Genomic DNA, 21,574 nt, shown 5'->3' on the forward strand with positions numbered 1-21,574 from the left:
CGTAGTGCCTCACACCTCAGCGCTCCTACGACACCGATCGTGCTTTTCAGTCCGGAGTGGAGCGCCTACGCCGCGACAGCCTACACACAGTTTGCCGCTATAGAACGTGGGCGATGCGATCGTGCATGTGGCGACGCGGGAGTGTGAAGCGGGTGAGGCGCTCAATAGGAGCGTTGGCAACGGGCAGTGAAAGGCAGGTTGCCGTGTGAAGTGGAGGACCCGTTGAGGGCCCTCAGGCAGAAACAAGGATTGGCGGTGTTCAGCGGCTTTCTTTTGCCTACTTTTCTTTGCCGCGGCAAAGAAAAGTAGGTGCCGCCCCGCACAGGGGCGATGCGTGAAGAACCGATAACAAACCGCGGATGCCAGCGAAAACCCAAGCAGATCAACCCAGCGCCGCAGGCCATACCACGCAGACGCCAGCGCAAAAAACCAAAACCAACCCCCACAGCCTGCGCAGCAAAAAACCCAACCCTAACCACTAGCCGGCGGCGCCTCAACCACATTCCTCGGCGTGCCATCTCGCCAAGCCTCGACATTAGCCAGCGTCGTCTGCGCGATTTCAGTCATGGCCTCGCGAGTAAAAAACGCCTGATGCGCCGTGACGATCACATTCGGAAACATCAACAACCGCGCCAGCACGTCATCCTGCAACGGCAGATTCGAGTGATCCTCGAAAAAGATTCCGCCTTCTTCCTCATACACGTCGAGCCCGAGATGCCCCAGCTGGCCGCTCTTGAGCGCGCCGACCAGCGCGTTGCTCTCCACCAGCCCGCCGCGCCCCGTGTTGATCAGCATCGCGCCGCGCTTCATCTTCGCGAGCGCATGCCGGTCGATCATGTGATACGTCGACGGCAGCAGCGGGCAATGCAGACTGACGATGTCAGAATCCGCGAGCAGCGTGTCGAGCGGCACGTAGCGCCCGCCGAGCGCGAGCAGTTCCGTGGAAGGCGGGCCGGGATCGTGCGCGAGCACCTGCATGCCGAAGCCCGCCATGATCCGCGCGAAGCACCGGCCGATGATGCCCGTGCCGATCACGCCCACCGTCTTGCCGTGCAGATCGAAGCCAAGCAGCCCGTTCAGCGAGAAATCGCCCTCACGCGTGCGAGCGACGGCACGCGCAAGCTTGCGGTTCAGCGCGAGAATCATCCCGACGGCATGCTCGGCGACCGCGTGCGGCGAATAGGCGGGCACGCGCACGACGCCGATGCCGAGCCGCTGCGCCGCCGCCAGATCGACGTGATTGAAGCCCGCCGAGCGCAGCGCGATCAACCGCGTGCCGCCCGCGTGCAGACGTTCGAGCGTGGCGGCGTCGACGGTGTCGTTGACGAACGGGCACACCACTTCATAGCCTTCGGCCAGCACGGCCGTGTCTGCTTCGAGATGCGACTCCTGGAAGTGCAACTCGTAGCGGAACGCGGCATTCGACTCGGTGAACGTGTCGATGTCGTACTGGCGGCTGCTGAACAGGATCATGCGCATGGTGATTGGCCTCCTCGTTGGCCTTCGCCGGGTGTCATCGCTGCGCGGGCAACGGTGTACGCGTCACGAAGCATGCTGCGCGGCCAGATGCAGGTCATGCGGCATGATCGCATGCGCGTCGGCAGGCAAAGCTGATGCGGGACAACCCGCATGCTCGAGCGTGTAGTCGACGAACGCGCGCGTTTTCGCGGGCAGGTGGCGGCGGCGCGGATAGACGAGCGACACCTTGGCCTGCGACTCGTCGACCGTATAGCCCTGCATGATGCGCCTGAGTGCGCCCGTCGCGAAATCGTCGGCCACGAGCGGCTCGGGCAGCACCGCGACGCCCATCCCCGCAATCGCCGCAAGCCGCACCAGCAGCGGGCTGTTGACCATGTACGACGGCTCCAGCGCGACCGGCTGCGCATCGCCTTCGCTGTCGACGAAATGCCAGACGATCGGGCCGCGCTGCTCGGAAGGCGTGGCGATGCACGAATGCAGCACCAGATGATCGGGATGGCGCGGTTCCTCGCGGGCCGCCAGATACGACGGCGCGGCACAGGCGACGAGACGCTGTGTCGCGAACGACAGTTCGATGCTGTCGGTATCGGCGGAAGCGGTGGACGTGCCCGTCGGCGGCGCGCCGCCTGCGATGAACAGGCCCACGTCGTAGCCGTCTTCGATCAGATGCGGCAAGCGCTCGGCGAGCGTGAGCCTGATGCGCACTTTCGGATAACGCCGGCGGTAGCCGTCGAGCAATTGCGTGAGCGCCTGCGGCGACAGCGCGCCCGTCGCGACCACGCGCAGCGTGCCGCCCGGCTCGCGCTCGGTGCCGGCGACGGAGCCTTCCAGATGATCGAGTTCCTCGAGCAGCCCGCGACAGCCTTCCAGATAGTGCGTGCCCGCCTCCGTCAGCGAAAGATTGCGGGTGGTGCGGTTGATGAGCCGCGCGTGCAGATGCGCTTCGAGCGTGGCGATCGAGCGTGTCACGAGTGCATTCGACACTTTCAGTTGCTGGGCCGCGCGCCTGAAGCTCTGTGTTTCGGCGACCCGGACAAAGACCCGCATTGCGTAGATCTGATTCATGGTGGCGCCCTCGTAAAGCGCGGTGCTGCCGCGCGTCGTTAACCCGGCTGTGGCGTGCGGCAGTTTTTCTGCGTCGGCCTTTGCGGGTGTCATACCGTCGGATTGCAGACAATCCGGCGGCGCAGGAATTTACAGATCCGGCTCAAAAATAATATTGACAGTCGCTGGGGATTACAATATTTATAAAAACGACAACGCTATTTCGCAATTGTAAAAAGCTGGCGTTTTTGTCATTTTCGCGGAAATCGATCATACGATTTTCCGCGCGCTTCAATACGGACATAAAAAAGGCCATCTGGCCGAAGAATGCTGTTCCGGTTGTTCGACAACTTTGCGAGGGAACGATGTCTGTCAACGGAAGCAACACAAGCTGACACAAGGCTTCTCATCACATGCGCCATCGTGAGCTGACATATGCATGTCAGTGCGGCGCATGACATTCCGCTTCGAATAAGGCTGGTTAATTCCGCCTGATATTCGCGCGCATTTCCATTAACCGCGACTTATTGCCGTGTGGATTATTGCGGGCGTGATTTTTTAAAAAGATTCATACAATCATCCGCTTTGCCGGGAAATCCGAACATGGTCGCCGAATTGCTTAAGTCGCAGCCGGAGATTGCGCTGTTCGCGAGCCTTGCGCTCGGATATTTCATTGGTTCTTTCAAGATAGGCCCGATCCAGCTGGGAGGCGTCTGCGGCACGCTGATCGTGTCGCTGCTGCTCGGCCAGACGGGTGCGCGGTTGTCGCCCGATCTCAAGAATGTCGCGTTCGCACTCTTCATCTTCGCGCTCGGCTTCACGGGCGGGCCGCAGTTCTTCGCCAATGTCGGGCGAGGCTGGCGGTACGGACTGCTGTCGGTGGTCGAGATCGTTTCGGTGCTCGCGCTCGTGATGTTCGCCGTTGCGCTGCTGCATCTCGATCCCGGCACGGCAGCAGGCCTGCTGGCGGGCGCGGCGACGGAATCGGCCGTGATCGGCACGGCGTCGGAAGCCGTCGCGAAGCTCGGCTTGCCCGACGCCGACACGTTGCGCCTGCAAGCGAATATCGTCACCGCGTACAGCGTCAGCTACCTGTTCGGACTTATCACGATCGTGCTTTTCACGAGCCAGTTCGCGGCGCTGCTGTTGCGCGTGAACCTGCGCGAAGAGGCGGAGCGCCTGTGGCGGCAACTCGGCGGCGGAGATTCGCTCGACGAAGGCGAGCGGCTCGCCGCGCCTGCGCTGGTGGGGCGCGCGTTTCGCGTCGGCCCGGCGGCGGGCGTGAGCGTCGGTGCGTTCGAGGCGCAATACGGCCACAACCTGACCATCGAGCAGATTGAGCGCGACGGCGCGCAGCTGGCCGTCGCGCCCGACCTCATGCTCGCGGCGGGCGATCTGATCCTCGTGGCCGGGCGGCGCGAAGCGATGGTCGAAGCCGCGCCGGCGCTCGGCGACGAAGTCGCGTCGGGCCATCATTTTTCGACGGCGCTCGCCGACCGGATCGACGTCGTGCTCACGCGCAAGGACGCGCACGGCGCGACGATCCGCCAGCTGCGCGAGCGCGCGGATCCCGTGCAGGGACGCGGCATCTACATCGCAGCCGTGACGCGCCTCGAGAACCGCGTGCCCGCGTTGCCCGGCACCGTACTCAATCGCGGCGACGTGCTGACACTGGTCGGCACAAAGGCAGACGTGCTGCGCGGCGCGCAGCGTCTGGGCTATCTGCTGCCCGCTACCTTGAAGACCGATTTCATCTATCTAGGGCTTGGCGTGCTGGTCGGCATGGCGATCGGGCGGCTGTCGGGCACGTTCGGCGGCGTCACGCTCGCGCTCGGCACGGGCGGTGGATGTCTGCTGTCGGGGTTGCTATTCGGCTGGGCCCGTTCGTTCCATCCGATCGTCGGCTCGCTGCCGCCGGCGGCGGCGCAGATTCTCAAGGATTTCGGGCTCGCGACCTTCATCGCCGCGGTCGGTCTGTCGGCCGGGCCGGACGCGATCAAGCTCGTGCATCAGTACGGCCTCGCGCTGCCGGTCGCCGGAATCCTGATGGTGCTGGTGCCGGGTCTGCTGTCGCTGTGGATCGGCCGGATGTTCCTGAAACTCGATCCGCCGATGCTGCTCGGCGCCATCGCCGGCCAGCAGTGCAGCACGCCCGCGATCAGCGCGCTCGTCGGCGTGACGGGCAATTCGACACCCGTCATCGGCTACACGATCACGTACGCGCTGTCGAACATCCTGCTGCCGCTGATGGGCCCCGTGGTCGTCGGGCTGGCCGCGCAATTTCACGGTCGATGAGCGGGCGCGCTATCGGCGAACAGCAGTGAACGGATACAGCATCGGATGGCCGCGCGAGCCGTAACGGTTTGCGCGGGCAGGGGCTGCGGACGGTAGTGCCACGTCGTCCGCCGCGTTCCGTCGCGGGCCACCCGCGCGTTTTCATTGAGAGGGCACGATGGACTGGATACACAACATCTTCCACAAGTCACCAGAGATAGCGTTGTTCCTGTCGCTGGCCGTCGGGTATTACATCGGCCAGATCAACTTCGGCAAGTTCCAGCTGGGCGGCGTCGGCGGCTCGCTGCTGGCGGCTGTCGTGATCAGCCAGGCGGGTGTTTCTATCGACAACGGCGTGAAAGCGGTGATGTTCGCCGTCTTCATTTACGCGGTCGGCTACGACTCGGGGCCGGGCTTCTTCAACTCGCTCAATCGCAAGACGTTGCGCGAAATCGCGATGGCGCTCTTTCTCGCCGTGTCGGCACTCGTCACGGTGATTATCTGCGCGAAGATTTTCCATCTGAACAAGGGGCTCGCCGCGGGGCTGGCGGGCGGCGCGCTCACGCAGTCGGCCATTATCGGCACGGCCGGCGATGCGATCGCGCGTCTCGGCCTGCCGCCCGAAGAGGTCAAATCGCTTCAGTCAGACGTGGCGATCGCCTACGCGGTCACGTACGTGTTCGGCTCGCTCGGCGCGATCATCGTGTGCGTGAACATCCTGCCCAAGTTCATGGGCCGCGACCTGCGCTCGGCCGCGCTGGATGCCGAAGCGAAGCTAGCGGGCGGCACGCCGTCGCGCGCGCCGGGGCAACTGGCGGCGCTGCCCGAACTGGTGGGGCGCGCGTTCAGGGTCGGACCGGCGGCGGGGCGCAAGGTGTCCGAGATCGAAATGAGCGCGCAGGATTTCGTGTCGGTCGAGAAGATTCGCCGCGCCGGCAAGGAGATCGAGCCGGGGCCCGACGTCGTGCTCGCCGCCGATGACATCGTGCTCGTGGTCGGCCGCCGTGAAGGCATGGTGCCCGTCGCGCCGAAGATCGGCACGGAAGTCTCGGACGTGACGGATGTCAGCGCCGTGATGCAGACGCGCCAGGCCGTGTTCACCGCGAAAGGCCTGAACCACACGACCATCCAGAAAGTGCGCGAGACCGTCGACCGCGATCTGCGCCACGGCGTGTTTCTCGAAAGCATCACGCGCGTTGGTCAGCCGGTGCCGATCCTGCCCGAAACGCAGCTCGAGCACGGCGACGTGCTGACGTACTTCGGCTCCGCCAAGGACACGAAGCGCGCCGTCGCGGCGACGGGCTACGAGCTGCCGTACTCGATCAAGACCGACTTCATCTACATGGGTGTCGGCATGGTCATCGGTCTGTTGATCGGGCTGATCGTGGTCAACGTCGGCGGCGTGCCGCTCACGCTCGGCTCGGGCGGCGGCTGCCTGCTCGCGGGCCTCGTGTTCGGCTGGATGCGCGGCAAGCACCCGATGTACGGCGTGATGCCGCCCGCCGCGTCGCGGCTCTTGCAGGACTTCGGGCTGGCGGCGTTCGTCTCCGTGGTCGGCCTGAATTCGGGCTTGCAGGCGGTGACGACGATCAAGGAACTGGGCGTCACGATCTTCCTGCTCGGCGTGGTCGTCACGTTGCTGCCGCTGATTCTCACGATGCTGTTCGGCCGCTATGTGCTGCGTTACGACAACGCCGCCATTCTGGCGGGCGCGCTGTCCGGTTCGCGCAGCGCGAACCCGGCATTCGGCGGCGTGCTGGACAAGGCCGAGAGCGCCGTGCCGACCGTGCCGTTCGCGATCACCTATGCGATTGCGAACGTACTGCTGACATTGCTGGGACCGCTCGTCGTCGGGCTGGTCTGAACCGCACTCGCGCCGGCAGAACGCGGGTGCGCGCCGGCGCATTTCCCCTTTCACTGGAGAACGCATCATGGCAAAGGACAACAAGGGCAAGGATCAGGCAGCGCTGCAGGCACTGAGTCCTTTCGAGCTGAAGGACGAGCTGATCAAGGCGGCGGGCGGCGGCGCCGTCGAGCGTCCGGCCAATGTGTCGATGCTCAACGCCGGCCGCGGCAACCCGAACTTTCTCGCGACGATCCCTCGCCACGGCTTCTGGCAACTCGGCCTCTTCGCGATGCGCGAATCGGAGCGTTCGTTTGCATATATGCCGGAAGGCGTCGGCGGCTTTCCGAAGCGTGAAGGGCTGGCCGAGCGCTTCGAGCTGTTCCTGCGCGAGAACAAGGGCGTGCCGGGCATCGACTTTCTCGCGGGCGCCGTGTCGTATGTCCGCGATCAGCTAGGTCTGTCGGGCACCGATTTTCTCTATGAAATGTGCGAAGGCATTCTCGCGTCGAACTACCCGGTGCCGGACCGGATGCTGAAGCTGTCGGAAGTCATTGTCGGGCAGTATCTGCGGCGCGAGATGATCGGCAAGTATCCGTTCGTCGGCGAGTTCGACATCTTCGCTGTCGAAGGCGGCACGGCCGCGATGACGTACATCTTCAACACGATGAAGCAGAACCATCTGATCAAGGCGGGCGACACCATCGCGCTCGGCCGGCCGATCTTCACGCCGTACATCGAGATTCCGACGCTCAACGACTACGAGCTGAACGTCGTCAATCTGGATGCGGATGTGGAGAACAACTGGCAGTACTCGAAGGCCGAACTCGACAAGCTGCGCGATCCGAAGGTGAAGGCGTTCTTCCTCGTGAACCCGAGCAATCCGCCTTCCGTGAAGATCAGCGACGAGAGCCTCGAATACATCGCGGAGATCGTCAAGGAGCGGCCCGACCTGATCCTGCTGACTGACGACGTGTACGGCACGTTTGCCGACGACTTCGTGTCGCTCTTCGCGCTCGCCCCGAAGAACACGATTCTCGTGTACTCGTACTCGAAGTACTTCGGCGCGACGGGCTGGCGTCTCGGCACGATCGCGACGCATAAGGACAATATCCTCGACAAGCTGATTTCCGAGTTGCCGAAGGACGTCAAGAAGATCCTGCATCATCGTTACGAGTCGATCACGACGGAGCCGGACAAGCTGAAGTTCATCGACCGGCTCGTTGCCGACAGTCGCACCGTCGCGCTGAATCACACGGCGGGCCTGTCGACGCCGCAACAGGTGCAGATGGTCCTGTTCTCGCTGTTCTCGCTGATGGACACGCCCGATGCGTACAAGAACGCATTGAAGCGCCTGATCCGCAGCCGCAAGCGCGCGCTTTACGAAGAGATCGGCATCGCATTCGACGAGAAGGACGCGAACCAGGTCGACTACTACTCGATCATCGACATGGAGTACTTCGGCGAGCGGGCGTATGGCCGCGAGTTCGTCGACTGGCTGCTCAAGCACACGGAGGCGTCGGAGCTGCTGTTCCGTCTTGCCAGCGATGCACGCGTCGTGCTGCTGCCGGGTATGGGTTTCGGCACGAAGCATCCGTCGGGGCGTGTGTCGCTCGCGAATCTCAACGAGTCCGACTACCGCAAGATCGGCCGCGCGATCCGCAAGCTCACGGACGAATATGTCGAGCGCTACAACAAGGAGACGGGCAAGAACATCCGGCGCAGAGAGGTCAAGTGACAATCTGGCCGGCATAGACCGGGATGCATCTCTTGCGCAAACGCGCATATGGGTGAATGATCGAACGATTGCCCGCCGCCCGCAGGTGTTGCTGCGCGCGGCGGGCCGTTTTTTCTGTTCCTGTTCATCGTTCCACGCGTTCCGATCATGACCACTACAACGTCCTACGTCGTTCCCTGTCCTGAAGTCGAATCGCTCGACGCGATTCTTCCCGAAGAGCCTCTTCTGATGATGGGCGCCGGCCCGGTGCCGATCCCCGCTGCCGTGGCGAAGGCCAATGCGATCGTCATCAACCATCTGGGCAACACGATGGCCAAGGTGGTCGGGCAGGTGAAGACGATGGCGCGCTACGTGTTCCAGACGAACTCGAAGTGGGTGCTGGGCGTGGCGGGGCCGGGCTCGGCCGCGATGGAAATGGCGATTTCCAATCTGGCGTGGCAGGGCACGCGCGTGCTGAGCATCAAGAACGGCTTTTTCAGCGCGCGGATGGCGGAGATGGGGCGGCGCGTCGGCGCGGATGTCTCGCTGCTTGAAGTCGGCGACCGTGCCGTTGCGACGCTCGAGCAGGTCGAGGAAGCGATCCGCCGCACGCGTCCGGAGATCGTGACGATCGTGCAGGGCGAGACGTCCAACACCGTCTGGAACTATCACCTTAAGGACATTGCGGCGCTGGCGAAGAAGGCGGGCGCGTTAGTGGTTGTCGATGCGGTTTGTACGTTGTCGACGATGCCGCTCGATATGGATGCGTGGGGTATCGACGCCGTGATTACGGGTGGGCAGAAGGGCTTGTCGTCGATTCCGGGCGTGTCCTTGATTGCCTTTTCCGACGCGGCGTGGGAGCGGGTGAAGGGGCGGCCGGCTGCGAGTGCGCATTGGTGTCTGGATGCGTCGCTGGCTGAGAATTTCTGGCACAACGCGGGGTATCACTACACGGCGCCTGTTTCCGGCGTGTTGGCTCTGCATGAGGCTTTGAGGCTGGTTTGTGCCGAGACGCTGGAGAAGCGGTTTGCACGGCATTTGAAGTGTTCTCTGGCCTTGCAGGCCGGCATTAGTGCAATGGGGCTGACGTTGTTTGCTCCCGCCGAGTGCCGGTTGAATTCGGTTGTCGGGATTGAAGTGCCTTCCGGGTCTTCTGCTTCCAGGCTCACGCCGGCTGATATTTGCGCGCATATCTCGCGGCATCATCAGGTGGAGATTTCAGGTTCTTTCGGGCTTCCCATTGTCCGCATCGGGCAGATGGGCGAGCAGGCTCGTGCTCATAATCTTTTTCGCACTTTGCATGCGTTTGGGCGCTCTATGGTCGAGCTTGGGGTTTTGGTTGATTTGCCAGCTGGCGTGGCGGCTTTGGAGCGGGCTTTGGCTGGGCGAGATTGACGGTTGTTTTTTTGTCTTGCGACGCTTTGGGGTGGTTTGCTTGTGTTTTCGCTGGCATCCGCGTGATGTTTTGCCTGGTTCAGGCGTTGCCCCTGTGCGGGGCGGCACTTACTTTCTTTGCCGCCGCAAAGAAAGTAAGCAAAGAAAGCGGGCTAACACCGCCAATTCTTGACCACTGCCTGAGGGCCCCCAGCGGGTCCTCTCCTTCACACGGCAACTTCTCAGTCCCCGCCCGTTGCCAGCGCCCTTAACGCGCGCCTCACCCACTTCAAACACCCGTAGCACAGCCAACGGCAGCGAATGGTCGCTGCCGCCCAGGTGGCAAACTGTGTGTAGGTCGTAGTGCTTCGCACATCGGCGCACTTACGACACCGATCGTGGTTTTCAGTCCGGAGTGATGTGTGTACGCCGCGATGGCCTACACACAGTTTGCCGCTATAGAACGTGGGCACTGCAACTACGTGTGTGGCGACGCGGGCGCATGAAGCGGGTGATGCGCTCAATAAGAGCGTTAGCAACGGGCAGCGAAGGGCAGATTGCCGTTTGAAGCGGAGGACCGGTTGGGGGCCCTCAGGCAGTGGTCAAGAACGGGCGGTGTTCAGCGGCTTTCTTTTGCCTACTTTTCTTTGCCGCGGCAAAGAAAAGTAGGTGCCGCCCCGCACAGGGGCGACGCGTGAAGCGGGCAAGACAAAACGCGGATGCCAGCGAAAGCACAAGCAAACCACTCAAAAGCGTCGCAGACAAAAAACTCAAGCCGCCGCAGGAGCATTCGGCGTCCGCGCATTGCGCAGATAAAGCATGGTCGACAGCGCCACAGCTGCGGCAGCAGCAATAGCAGCAAACAGGAACACCGACCCGTATCCAAACTCACCAGCGATATACCCGGCCAGCGGCCCAGTAATCCCCAACGAGAGATCGAGAAAAACGGAGTAAGCCGACAAAGCCGCGCCACGGCTAGCAGGCGGCACAAGCCCCACCGCCTCAACCCCAAGCGCAGGAAACACAAGCGCAAACCCAAATCCGGTCAAAGCGGCGCCAGCCAGAGCAACATGCGGCTCCGGCGCAAGCCACAGCAGCAACAACCCAACGCACTCAAACGAAAACGACGCGATAGCGACACGAAAACCGCCATACGTCTTGATCGTGTTGGCAAACAGCAGCCGCGCGCCAATAAACAACGTGCCAAACACGGTCAACGACAAAGCCGCATTCGGCCAATGATTAGCCGCATAAAACAGCGTGATGAACGTCGCGATCGACCCAAACCCGGCGGAGCCAAGCGCCAGCCCAATCCCATGCGGCAACACGCGCGTAAAAACACTGCGATACGACATCCGCTCGCCATGCACGACAGGCACAGCCGCAATCAACCGCGCGAGGTAATACCCAAGTGCCGCAAGCGCAATCACAACAACGCCAAGCGCAAAAAAACCAACGCTATGCGCAATCGCGACGCCCAGCGGCGCGCCAATCGCCAGCGCACCATACGTCGCGATGCCGTTCCACGAAATCACGCGCGCATTGTTCGTCGTGCCGACGCGCCCAATGCCCCACAGGATCGCGCCCGTGCCGCACAGGCTTTCGCCGAAGCCCAACACCAGCCGGCTCAGCACCAGCAAACCCAGGCTCAAGGTCGGCCAACGGCCAAGCAGTACCGCCAGCAGCAACAGCACACCACTTACGCCGCAGCCGATCAGGCCAATCGTCACCGTCTTCTTCGGCCCAAGCGTGTCCGCCGAACGGCCGGCAAGCGGGCGCGACGCGAGCGTCGCAAAGTACTGGACACTGATCGCCAGGCCCGCGATTACGGCGCTATAGCCAAGGTCGTCGTGGACGTAGCCCGGTAGCACGGCAAGCGGAATGCCGATCGTCAGGTAACAAAGAAAGGTGAAAAAAACGACCGGAATGATCTGCAAAGTGGTCGCAAATTCGCTGCGCGGTGTAGCGGAGTCGACGGACATGGGGAAAACGAGACTTGAATTTGGCGGGGAGCCATGATTTTCCCATGGAACCGATCCCCTTGCAGGGTTTGCTTAATAATTTTCTTGCTCAAAAAACAGGCTGAGCGGGCTATTTGACGGTTTCCCATCAAATAAATGAACGCATCCGGACGTCTCTCGCACCCGTCGCGCCCATTGAAAATGTCCAGATAGAATCATTTTCCATAAAAATATACAAAAACAGACACGTCCACATAAGCCAGGCGCGCCGCAACCATCTCAATTTATCGGTCCAGCTATATGTCCCCCATGCGATCGGGGCTATGGGTTGCGAATATTGATGATGCTAATTTTCGAACCGTCAGCAACACCGTCCGCTTGCCCCACGCGGACGCGAATAACCGAAACGAGCACGAGACATGAGCCAGCCGATCCGCTTCTACCATCGCAACGCGATCCGTGAGATCACCGACGCGCCCGTCACCCGCACTGTTCTTCAGTATCTGCGCGAAGACGCGCGCTGCACCGGCACCAAGGAAGGCTGCGCGGAAGGCGACTGCGGCGCGTGCACCGTCGTGATCGGCGAGCGCAACGACGAGGGCGGCGTCAGCTTCAAGGCGGTCAACGCCTGCATCCAGTTTCTGCCGACACTCGATGGCCGCGCGCTCTTCACCGTCGAAGACCTGCGCCAGCCGGACGGCAGCCTGCATCCCGTGCAGGAAGCGATGGTCGAGTGCCACGGCTCGCAGTGCGGTTTCTGCACGCCGGGCTTCGTGATGTCGATGTGGTCGATGTACGAGAAGCACGGCCACGAGCATGCCTGCGCGAACAAAACGGTGCCGAACCGGACCGATATCGCCAACGCGCTGACGGGCAACCTGTGCCGCTGCACCGGCTATCGCCCGATTATCGAAGCGGCCGAGCGCATGTTCGAACTGCCCGCGCCGAAAGCCCCCGTCGACGTGAAAGCGCTCGCCGACAAGCTCGCGAAGCTCGAACGCGGCGAAACCTTCCACTACGAATCCAATGGCCAGAAGTTCGACGCGCCGCGCACCGTCGCCGCGCTCGCGCAGATCAAGGCCGACGCGCCGAACACGCGCATTCTCGCCGGCAGCACCGACATCGGCCTGTGGGTCACGAAGATGATGCGCGACCTCGGCCATATCGTGTATGTCGGCCAGATCGCGGAAATGCAGAAGATCAACGTGACGCAAGACTGGATCGAGATCGGTGCGGGCGTGACAGTCGAGCGCGCGTATGCCGAACTGGCGAAGCAATACCCCGAGCTCACGGAAATGTGGCAGCGCTTCGCGTCGCTGCCGATCCGCAACGCGGGCACGATCGGCGGCAATGTGGCGAACGGCTCGCCCATCGGCGATTCGATGCCCGGTCTGATCGCGCTCGGCGCGCGCGTCGTGCTGCGCGGCAAGGAAGTCGAACGCGAACTGGCGCTCGAAGACCTGTACCTCGCCTATCAGAAGAAGGACATGGCCGAGCACGAGTTTGTCGTCGGGCTGAAGGTGCCCGCGCGCAACGAGGCGCGCAAGCACTTCCACTTCCGCACGTACAAAATTTCGAAGCGCTTCGACTCGGATATTTCCGCTGTGTGCGCGGCGTTCTCGTTCATCGCCGATGGCGAAGCGATCCGCGAACCGCGCATCGCGTTCGGCGGCATGGCCGCGACGCCGAAGCGCGCGTCGCACGCCGAAGCCGCGATTGCCGATAACGACTGGCACGAAGCGACCGCGCAGATCGCGATGCTCGCGCTCGCCAAAGACTATCAGCCGCTCAGCGACATGCGCGCGACCAGCGACTATCGCCTCGAAGCCGCGAAGAACACGCTGTACCGCTTCTGGCTCGAAACGCGCCCGAACAATCCGCTGCAAAAGAGCGCGCTCGATGTGCGCGCGGTGTTGGCAGCAGGCGCGACGGCTTAAAGCAAAAAAGGAAACGGAGAACCAACAGAATGAACCAGCAAGCCGAACCGTTCCTGAAGGACGCCAAAGAACTCGCCGAATTCACGCAAGTTCACATCTCGCGTCCGCATGAATCCGCGCATCTGCATGTGAGCGGCCGCGCGACCTACACCGACGACATCCCCGAACTCGCGGGCACGCTGCACGCGGCGCTCGGCACGTCGCCGAAAGCGCACGCGAAGATCGTGTCGATGAACTTCGACAAGGTGCGCGCGACGCCCGGCGTCGTCGCCGTCTTCACGGCGGGCGACATTCCCGGCCACAACGACATCGGGCCGATCGTGAAGGGCGACGATCCCGTGCTCGCCGATGGCCTCGTGCAATACGTCGGCCAGGCGATGTTCATCGTCGTTGCGACCTCGCACGATGCGGCGCGCCTTGGCGCACGTCGCGCGGACATCGAATTCGAGGAGCTGCCCGCCGTGCTGACCGCGCAGCAGGCGCGCGCCGCGAAGCAAAGCGTGATTCCGCCGCTGAAGCTCGCGCGCGGCGACGCCGCCGCGAAGCTGCAACACGCGACGCATCGCGAAGCGGGCGAGATGCTGCTCGGCGGTCAGGAGCAGTTCTATCTGGAAGGGCAAATTTCGTATGCGGTGCCGAAGGACGATGACGGCATGCACGTCTACTGCTCGACGCAGCACCCGACGGAAATGCAGCATCTCGTCTCGCACATGCTCGGCGTGCATTCGCACAACGTGCTGGTGGAATGCCGTCGCATGGGCGGCGGCTTCGGCGGCAAGGAATCGCAGTCGAGCATCTTCGCGTGCTGCGCGGCGCTCGCCGCATGGAAGCTTTTGTGCCCGGTCAAGCTGCGTCCGGACCGCGACGACGACATGATGATCACGGGCAAGCGCCACGATTTCCACTACACGTACGACGTCGGCTACGACGACGAAGGTTTGATCGAAGGCGTGTCGGTCGACATGACCTCGCGCTGCGGCTATTCCGCCGATCTATCCGGCCCGGTGATGACGCGTGCGGTCTGCCACTTCGACAACGCGTACTTCCTGTCGGATGTCGCCATCGACGGTTTTTGCGGCAAGACGAATACGCAGTCAAACACGGCGTTTCGTGGCTTCGGCGGTCCGCAGGGCGCGTTTGCGATCGAATACATTATGGACGACATCGCGCGTTCGATCGGCAAGGATTCACTCGACGTGCGCCGCCGCAATCTGTACGGCAAGACCGAGCGCAACCAGACGCCGTATGGGCAGGTTGTCGAAGACAACGTGATTCACGAACTGATCGACGAACTCGAAGCGACGAGCGATTACCGCAAGCGCCGCGCCGAAGTGCTTGAATTCAACCGCAACAACGACGTGCTGAAGAAGGGCCTCGCGCTCACGCCGTGCAAGTTCGGCATCGCGTTCAACGTGACGCACTTCAACCAGGCAGGCGCGCTGGTTCATATCTATACCGATGGCTCGGTGCTCGTGAATCACGGCGGCACGGAAATGGGCCAGGGTTTGAACACCAAGGTCGCGCAGGTCGTCGCGCATGAGCTTGGCGTGAGTTTCAACCGCGTGCGCGTGACGGCGACGGATACGTCGAAGGTCGCGAATACGTCGGCGACGGCGGCATCGACGGGTTCGGATCTGAACGGCAAGGCCGCGCAGGATGCCGCGCGCCAGTTGCGCGAGCGTCTCGCCGCATTTGCCGCCGAGAAGTTCGGTGCAGGCGAAGTGACCGCGTCGCACGTGCGCTTTGCGGGCGATTGCGTGGTGGTCGGCGATGCCGTCGTGCCGTTCGATGAAGTGATCGCGAAGGCGTATCTCGCGCGCGTGCAGTTGTGGTCCGACGGCTTCTACGCGACGCCGAAGCTCTACTGGGATCAGGCGAAGCTGCAAGGCCGGCCGTTCTTCTATTACTCGTATGGCGCGGCCGTATCGGAAGTCGTGATCGACACGCTGACGGGCGAAATGCGCGTGCTGCGCGCCGATGCGCTGCATGACGTGGGCGCGTCGCTGAATCCGGCTATCGACGTCGGTCAGGTGGAAGGCGGCTTCATTCAGGGCATGGGCTGGCTGACGACGGAAGAACTGTGGTGGAACGCGGGCGGCAAGCTGATGACGCACGCGCCGTCCACGTACAAGATTCCGACCGTCAACGACACGCCGCCCGATTTCCGCGTGCGGCTGTTCAAGAACCGCAATGCCGAGGACAGCATCCACCGTTCGAAGGCAACGGGCGAACCGCCGCTGTTGCTGCCGTTCTCTGTGTTCTTCGCGATCCGCGATGCCGTGGCTGCTGTCGGCGATTACAAGGTGAATCCGCCGCTGAACGCGCCCGCGACCAGCGAGGAAATCCTCAAGGCGATTCGCGCGGTACGTGCTTCACGTCCGGCCGGAAACTAAACTTCAGAAGAGGGCGCTCGCCATGATGCACGTTCCGTCTTTCGCTGAATTGCCGATACAGGTTGGCCGGCGCAGCGGCCACGCGACGAAGCTGCCGCCGCCGATGCACATCGTGCTGTTCGGCGCGGGCCACGTCGGCCACGCGCTCGTCGCGCTGCTTGGCCGGCTGCCGTGCGTCGTGCAGTGGGTCGACGAACGCGACGAACTGTTCCCCGACGAAGTACCCGCGAACGTGCAGATCGAAGCGACCGACACACCCGATGCAATCGTCGATGAAGCGCCGGCCGGTGCGTACTTTCTCGTGATGACGCACAACCACGCGCTGGATTTTTCGCTGACGGAGCGCATCATGCGGCGGCGCGACTTCACGTACTTCGGCATGATCGGTTCGAAGACGAAGCGCGTGAAGTTCGAGCGTCGGCTGCTCGATCGTGGTGTGGATCCGCAGCGGCTGTTCGAGATGACCTGTCCGATCGGCGTGCCGGGTATCGTCGACAAGGCGCCGTCTTCAATTGCGATTGCAGTGTGCGCGGAGTTGTTGCAGGTGAGGTCGCAGCAGGTTTCGCTGACTGACTTTATGTTGGCTCAGGACGCGGACTGCGTGAGCGCCTGATTCCCTAACCGGTTCCTCCAGCGGGCGCAGCGGGCACACTCGCGGCGCCCGTTTTTTTCTCTTCCTTCGATTCCTTTCCCGCAGTCCGCGTCCGGCGCGGTTTCTTCGCCACCAGCATCTCCGACACCTGCGCCATCAAACCGCGCAGCCACGCGACATCGCTTGGCCGGTCCGGTTGCGGATGCCACATCTGATAGCACTTGATACGCGGAAACGGAATCGGCACATCGACGACGGCGAGCGGCAACATCTCCGCATAGTGCAGCGCGAAGCGGCGTGTCGTCGTGAAGATCAGATCCGATTGCAGCAACACTTGCGGCACCAGCCCGAAGTACGGCAGCGTCGCGACGATGCGGCGCGCGGCATGGGCGCGCGCGAAGCCCGTATCGATTGCGCCGCCGCGTGCGCCACTGTAATGCGCAGGCGCGAGATGCGGCGCGGCGAGATAGGCGTCGCGGGTGAGCGGCCGGTTCGCCAGCGGATGATCGGCGCGCATCATGCACACGACGGTATCCGAGAACAGGTCGCTGCGCTCGAAGCGCTCGTCCGGCTTCGGCCAGTTGCCGATCACGAGATCGAGTTCGCCCGCTTCGAGTGCGGCAGCGTGATCGAACAGCGGCCCAAGCGATTCGATCTCCAGCCGCGCTTGCGGCGCTGCCTCGCGGAACTGCGCGATCACCGTCGGCATGAAGAAATCGTTCAGATAATCGGGCGCCGCGATGCGGAATGTGCGCCGCGAGCGCAACGGATCGAAGTCGCCGTGCGGCGTCGCGACGAAATCGACGTCGCGCAACACCTTCTGCACCGACGCGAGCAGCGACTCGCCGTATTCCGTCGGCACCATGCCCGACTTGCCGCGCACGAGGATAGGATCGTTCAGCGTTTCGCGCAGCTTGCGCAGCGCGGTGCTGATGGCAGGCTGCGTCTGGTTGAGCCGCAACGCCGTCTGCGTGACGCTGCGCTCGACGAGCAGCGTACGCAGCACGCGCACGAGCCAGATATCGAGTGAGGCGGCGTTGTCGTCCATGAATCGGCGGGGCGGGGAAGTCCCGTTGAAGGCTTTCGTATGCTTGTGTCAGACCGTGCAGCGCGGCGAAGGTGTCACGGCGTTCCGTTGCCCGACGCTCCGCGCACGCGCGCGCGAAGCTATAACCTTAGGCCGTTTTACCCTGCGCGGGCCATAGCGCACGCCCTATGCCGGGCATCACGGACGGCGATTCGCCGGGTTGGAGCGCGCGCGCTTGCCTCGCGCTCAGACCTTCGCCGGCCCCTTCGGCAGCGTCGTGATGCGTTTCACTTCCTTCGATTCGAGCCAGTTCGGTGTACGCGCGCAATAGAGCACCATCGGCAGCGCGTCTTCGCCCCAGAACAACTGCTTGTTCAGCCAGAACGTCGGCACGCCGAATACGCCGATCGCAATCGCGTCGGTGCTGTGGCGCATCAGTTGAGCGCGTGTCGCTTCACGTGCGATCAGCTCCTCGCCGTCCTTCACGTTGAGCCGTTCGCACAGTGCGGCAAAGCCATCGGGTGTCGACGGATCGCGGCCGTCGCGCCAGATGAAGCGGAAAATTTCACGCACGGTTTGCAGGTCGGAACCGAGCGCGATGGACAGCAGCATGGGTTTGGCCGAATCGAACGGATGCGACGGCGGCATGCGGAACGGAATGCCCAGTTGCTCCGCGCGGAAGAGCGCGTACCGATACGTGAAAATGCGTTTCGCGGGCACGTCGTACGCGATCCGCTGGCCCCAGTGGTTATACAGATCCTTCAGCAGCACGGGTGTCAGCACGAAGGGCAGTTCGGGCCATTTGTCGTGCTGCTCGAGCAACAGATACGAGAACGGTGAGACAAAGTCGTAAAACCACAGTGGCTGCGTGGCGTCGATGCCATCGGTCATGATGTCTCCCGGTTGCCGGAAACGGCGGGCCGTCGGCGATGCCGCGCTCCGAGCCGTTCTGATTGTTTCGATCTTACGCGGAGCAGGCCGCCTGCGCATCATTTGACGAAATGCCGCTGCGGCGGATGTCGCCCGTTCGGTGCGGGCGGCGCCGCAGATGTCACGGCGCGCGGGCGGGGCGCCGGCCGCCCCGCGTGGACTGGCCGAGCGGGTCTTTACCGGCTCTGCTGGCTTTACTGCGGCTAGTGCCGCTAGTGCCGCTCGCCGTCGTCGTGCCGCCCGGAAGCCTCGAGGCCGTCGTGCATGGCCGCCCGCGCTTCGGCGCGGCTGACGGTTTCGGGATCGGGGTGCGGCGAGCCCGGTGCGTTGCCCGCCTCGCTTGCGTCACGTGCGGCGGCTGCTTCCGAGTCGCGCGTGAGCCGCGCCCGCACGAAGCCGATATGCTCGCGCAGCACATAGAACTGATCGGCATACGCAAGCGGCATCTTCAGCCCATTTACGGATTCCTCGATCTTGTCGAGCCGCACGATCAGCGCCTCGCGCTCGGCTGCCGATGTATCGTTGAGCGCCTCGCGCTCGATCGCGATCAGCGCGCCGTACCAGCGGTAGATGCGCGACTTCACGCGCCACGCATACAGCGACGGCACCAGCCGCAGCCCCGGAATCAGCACCACGATAATCGGCACCAGCACCACCAGCAGCCGGTCCGCGAGGCTCGCGAGCCAGAACGGCAGCATCCGGTAGAGGAAGCCCTTGCCCGACTTGTAGTAGCGGGCGGCGTCATCGCTGATCGGGAAGTCGTGCGCGAGCGGCGCGGGGAATTCGCCGGCCTTTTGCAGGGCCGTCGCCTTGCCGTGGACTTCGCGCGCTGCTTCGATCAGCAGATCCGACAACGCGGGATGCAGCGAGTCGCGCGCAACCAGCTCGGACGTCGGCGCGATCATGTGCAGCGTAGTCGACGGGAGGTTCTTGCCGAGATCGAACGAGCCCATCGGCATTTCGATCTGCGTCAGATATGGAAAGCGCTTCGCGTAGGCGCTCGCCTGCGTGAAGTCGTAGAACTGCACGCCTGCCGTGCGGTAGAGCTTGCCCATCACGGGCGGCTGCGCGGAGTCGCCCGTCAGGATCGCCGCGTCGATCTTGCCTTCCGTCAGCGCCTTGGCGGCGTCGTCGCCGGACAAGGGCAGCAGCTTCGTCGGGCCGTCGGGCGTGATGCCGTTCGCTTTCAGCAGTTGCAGCGCAAGCTCGCGCGTGCCGCTGCCCTCGACGCCGATTGCAATGCGCTTGCCCTTGAACTCGGATAGCAGCGTGACCATCGGCCCGCGATAGAAGATCGCCACGGGCACGTAAGCGACGCTGCCAAGCGACATCAGCCCATCCGTCGATTTCGACGGCGCAATGCCGTCCTGCACGAAGCCGACGTCGACGTCCGCGTGCTGATCGGTCAGGCGCCGGTAGTTGTCGAGCGAACCTTCCGTCTCCAGCACGTTCAGCGTGATGCGGTTGCGCGCGAGGATTTCCTTGTATTTCTGCGCGGCGACCCAGAAGGTGCTGCCTTTCGGGCCGGCTGCCATCGTCAGCGTGCTGGGCGGCGCAGGCTGGATCAGCCGCACGGCGATATAGATCGCAATCGCGCTGATGATCAGGATCGGGCCGAACGATACGGCGAGGTCGCGCCAGGAGATCGCCACGAAGCGGGCGACGAGGCGCGGCGGCGGCTTGCGGTCAGTGGGGCGTTCCGGGCTGCGTCCGTCGGAAGGCTTCATGGGAATGCGTGGGCTGTCGGATGAATTGGCGCCGATGGTACATGAGATTGCCGGCCGGGCGGCCGCGTAAAGGCGTAACAAAAAGTGTCCTGCAACAGCACGGCTCAGCGTGCGGCGCAGAGGGGCGTGTACCCGCATTCTGGGACGGCGGCCCGGCACGACCGTGCCCTTGTGCATCGAACGGGAACGGGCTGCGGACGGGCCGCAACAGGAACCGTGCGTGACGCGCGATATCCTTTGCAGAACTTGCGCGGCTAGATTACATTGGCAACGCTGCCGCGCACCGAAGTTGCCGCAGCACGACCCGGCCAGACTGAAGAGCACAGGGCGTGTTGCCAACCGCGCGGCGGACGGCCCGGCGTCATGCCCCGCTGCGCGCGCTGCATCGCGCCGGCCGTCACCACTTCCAATGCCTCTCTCGCAGACCGTGACAACGCTCCTGGCTCGCCATTGCCTCGTCGCGCCTTTGTGCGCCGCGCGTCATCGGGCGCAATCGGGCCGCCCGTAGTCGTAACCAAGCCGCGTCGCGAACGCGGTCCAAACCAAAGCAAAAAGGAGAAGGTATGAAATCGGTCGATTTTCTGAAGGCACTGGGTGGTGTTGTTGCAATGGTCGTCGCATGCCACACGTATGCCCAGGCAAGCGACTCCATGGCCTCCGGCACGACGGCAACGGCACCTGCTGCCAACTCGAAGGCTGCCAAGAAGGATAACCGCGCGCTGGGCAAGAAGGTCCGCGCAGCGCTGGCGAAGACGCAAGGCCTCGACGTGTCGGGCATCAACGTCCGCGCACGTGGCGGCGCAGTCACGCTGACGGGCACGGCCCCCGACAACGACCAGATCCAGAAGGCTGGCGACGTCGCGAAGGGCGTGGCTGGCGTGACGTCGGTGTCGAACAAGATCAACGTTCAGCAGCAGTAAGCGGCGCGGGCCGCGTCAGCGCAACGGACTCTCGTCCGGCTCGCGCGGGCGGCGGCCATCCGCCGGCTGGATGAACGGCACGCGGCAGATTGCGGCGTGCTTACCGGTCAGAATGACAAGCGGGCTCCCGTTTTCGACGGGAGCCCGTTTCGTTTTGGGCGGCGTTTCGTTGCGCGCGCATCGGGATCGGTATGGCCGCGTCGGCCGTCATCTGGCGGGAAGCCGGCGTCACTCCACGAATCGGGACGGCCCGAGCGCCGTCTATTTACGTAGACATGAAGTCTGTCCGCGCGGCGACATGCCCGCGCGGCAGACGTTTCGCCACGATGTGCAGCCGTTTCCGAGGCCTGAAGCGG

Annotated in this window: 14 protein-coding genes; 8 read left to right on the forward strand and 6 right to left on the reverse strand. The window is 63.4% G+C overall.

The window, feature by feature from the left end:
* Positions 1–471: 471 nt before the first annotated feature.
* Together G3O01_RS20390 and G3O01_RS20395 are read right to left on the reverse strand one after the other, a co-directional pair.
* Positions 472–1,479, reverse strand: coding sequence for a 2-hydroxyacid dehydrogenase (locus G3O01_RS20390; protein ID WP_205806942.1), 1,008 nt, complete (start codon positions 1,477–1,479; stop codon positions 472–474).
* 63 nt (positions 1,480–1,542) lie between these two features.
* The gene (locus G3O01_RS20395) at positions 1,543–2,544 is read right to left on the reverse strand and encodes a LysR family transcriptional regulator (protein WP_205806943.1); all 1,002 of its coding nucleotides are present in this window, start codon (positions 2,542–2,544) and stop codon (positions 1,543–1,545) included.
* A 582-nt stretch (positions 2,545–3,126) separates the two neighbouring features.
* On the opposite strand from G3O01_RS20395, the gene aspT (G3O01_RS20400) reads away from it, so the two are divergent.
* From aspT (G3O01_RS20400) to G3O01_RS20415, 4 genes are all read left to right on the forward strand, one after another.
* Positions 3,127–4,818, forward strand: coding sequence for an aspartate-alanine antiporter (gene aspT / locus G3O01_RS20400; protein ID WP_205806944.1), 1,692 nt, complete (start codon positions 3,127–3,129; stop codon positions 4,816–4,818).
* A gap of 157 nt (positions 4,819–4,975) precedes the next feature.
* Positions 4,976–6,661 carry an aspartate-alanine antiporter gene (aspT, locus tag G3O01_RS20405; RefSeq protein WP_205806945.1) on the forward strand — a complete coding sequence of 562 codons (1,686 nt, stop codon included), beginning with the start codon at positions 4,976–4,978 and terminating at the stop codon, positions 6,659–6,661.
* Between the two features lie 67 nt (positions 6,662–6,728).
* On the forward strand, positions 6,729–8,378 hold the full coding sequence (locus tag G3O01_RS20410; RefSeq protein ID WP_205806946.1) for a bifunctional aspartate transaminase/aspartate 4-decarboxylase: 1,650 nt from the start codon (positions 6,729–6,731) through the stop codon (positions 8,376–8,378).
* Positions 8,379–8,525: 147 nt separating this feature from the next.
* The gene (locus tag G3O01_RS20415; protein WP_205806947.1) at positions 8,526–9,752 is read left to right on the forward strand and encodes an aminotransferase class V-fold PLP-dependent enzyme; all 1,227 of its coding nucleotides are present in this window, start codon (positions 8,526–8,528) and stop codon (positions 9,750–9,752) included.
* A gap of 749 nt (positions 9,753–10,501) precedes the next feature.
* Here G3O01_RS20415 and G3O01_RS20420 read toward each other — a convergent pair.
* A complete protein-coding gene (locus G3O01_RS20420) occupies positions 10,502–11,713 on the reverse strand; it encodes an MFS transporter (protein WP_205806948.1) in 1,212 nt (403 codons plus the stop codon).
* A gap of 398 nt (positions 11,714–12,111) precedes the next feature.
* On the opposite strand from G3O01_RS20420, the gene xdhA reads away from it, so the two are divergent.
* From xdhA to xdhC, 3 genes are read left to right on the forward strand one after another with little or no spacing between them, the layout of a single operon-like run.
* Complete coding sequence (xdhA, locus tag G3O01_RS20425; protein ID WP_205806949.1) at positions 12,112–13,629, forward strand: xanthine dehydrogenase small subunit; 1,518 nt, start codon at positions 12,112–12,114, stop codon at positions 13,627–13,629.
* A 29-nt stretch (positions 13,630–13,658) separates the two neighbouring features.
* On the forward strand, positions 13,659–16,022 hold the full coding sequence (xdhB, locus tag G3O01_RS20430; RefSeq protein WP_205806950.1) for a xanthine dehydrogenase molybdopterin binding subunit: 2,364 nt from the start codon (positions 13,659–13,661) through the stop codon (positions 16,020–16,022).
* 22 nt (positions 16,023–16,044) lie between these two features.
* The gene (gene xdhC / locus G3O01_RS20435; protein WP_205806951.1) at positions 16,045–16,635 is read left to right on the forward strand and encodes a xanthine dehydrogenase accessory protein XdhC; all 591 of its coding nucleotides are present in this window, start codon (positions 16,045–16,047) and stop codon (positions 16,633–16,635) included.
* Positions 16,636–16,639: 4 nt separating this feature from the next.
* Here the strand turns inward: xdhC and G3O01_RS20440 are convergent, their stop codons facing one another.
* The 3 genes from G3O01_RS20440 to G3O01_RS20450 all read right to left on the reverse strand — a co-directional run bounded on the left by G3O01_RS20440 (position 16,640) and on the right by G3O01_RS20450 (position 20,298).
* A complete protein-coding gene (locus G3O01_RS20440) occupies positions 16,640–17,662 on the reverse strand; it encodes a LysR substrate-binding domain-containing protein (protein ID WP_205806952.1) in 1,023 nt (340 codons plus the stop codon).
* Between the two features lie 225 nt (positions 17,663–17,887).
* Complete coding sequence (locus tag G3O01_RS20445) at positions 17,888–18,532, reverse strand: 2-hydroxychromene-2-carboxylate isomerase (RefSeq protein WP_205806953.1); 645 nt, start codon at positions 18,530–18,532, stop codon at positions 17,888–17,890.
* 251 nt (positions 18,533–18,783) lie between these two features.
* Positions 18,784–20,298: a TAXI family TRAP transporter solute-binding subunit gene (locus G3O01_RS20450; protein WP_205806954.1), complete on the reverse strand. Its 1,515-nt coding sequence runs from the start codon at positions 20,296–20,298 to the stop codon at positions 18,784–18,786.
* Between the two features lie 563 nt (positions 20,299–20,861).
* On the opposite strand from G3O01_RS20450, the gene G3O01_RS20455 reads away from it, so the two are divergent.
* Entirely contained in the window at positions 20,862–21,218 is a 357-nt protein-coding gene (locus tag G3O01_RS20455; protein WP_205806955.1) for a BON domain-containing protein, read from the forward strand.
* Positions 21,219–21,574: the final 356 nt, after the last annotated feature.

The organism is Burkholderia sp. Ac-20365, from assembly GCF_017104715.1.
In the GTDB taxonomy this organism is placed as follows: domain Bacteria; phylum Pseudomonadota; class Gammaproteobacteria; order Burkholderiales; family Burkholderiaceae; genus Paraburkholderia.

Coding starts and splice junctions, on each gene's coding strand:
- G3O01_RS20445 (WP_205806953.1), bottom strand. CDS start 18,532: ATGACCGATGGCATCGACGCCACGCAGCCACTGTGGTTTTACGACTTT.
- xdhB (WP_205806950.1), top strand. CDS start 13,659: ATGAACCAGCAAGCCGAACCGTTCCTGAAGGACGCCAAAGAACTCGCC.
- G3O01_RS20440 (WP_205806952.1), bottom strand. CDS start 17,662: ATGGACGACAACGCCGCCTCACTCGATATCTGGCTCGTGCGCGTGCTG.
- G3O01_RS20390 (WP_205806942.1), bottom strand. CDS start 1,479: ATGCGCATGATCCTGTTCAGCAGCCGCCAGTACGACATCGACACGTTC.
- G3O01_RS20450 (WP_205806954.1), bottom strand. CDS start 20,298: ATGAAGCCTTCCGACGGACGCAGCCCGGAACGCCCCACTGACCGCAAG.
- aspT (WP_205806944.1), top strand. CDS start 3,127: ATGGTCGCCGAATTGCTTAAGTCGCAGCCGGAGATTGCGCTGTTCGCG.
- xdhA (WP_205806949.1), top strand. CDS start 12,112: ATGAGCCAGCCGATCCGCTTCTACCATCGCAACGCGATCCGTGAGATC.
- G3O01_RS20395 (WP_205806943.1), bottom strand. CDS start 2,544: ATGAATCAGATCTACGCAATGCGGGTCTTTGTCCGGGTCGCCGAAACA.
- G3O01_RS20410 (WP_205806946.1), top strand. CDS start 6,729: ATGGCAAAGGACAACAAGGGCAAGGATCAGGCAGCGCTGCAGGCACTG.
- aspT (WP_205806945.1), top strand. CDS start 4,976: ATGGACTGGATACACAACATCTTCCACAAGTCACCAGAGATAGCGTTG.
- G3O01_RS20455 (WP_205806955.1), top strand. CDS start 20,862: ATGAAATCGGTCGATTTTCTGAAGGCACTGGGTGGTGTTGTTGCAATG.
- G3O01_RS20420 (WP_205806948.1), bottom strand. CDS start 11,713: ATGTCCGTCGACTCCGCTACACCGCGCAGCGAATTTGCGACCACTTTG.
- xdhC (WP_205806951.1), top strand. CDS start 16,045: ATGATGCACGTTCCGTCTTTCGCTGAATTGCCGATACAGGTTGGCCGG.
- G3O01_RS20415 (WP_205806947.1), top strand. CDS start 8,526: ATGACCACTACAACGTCCTACGTCGTTCCCTGTCCTGAAGTCGAATCG.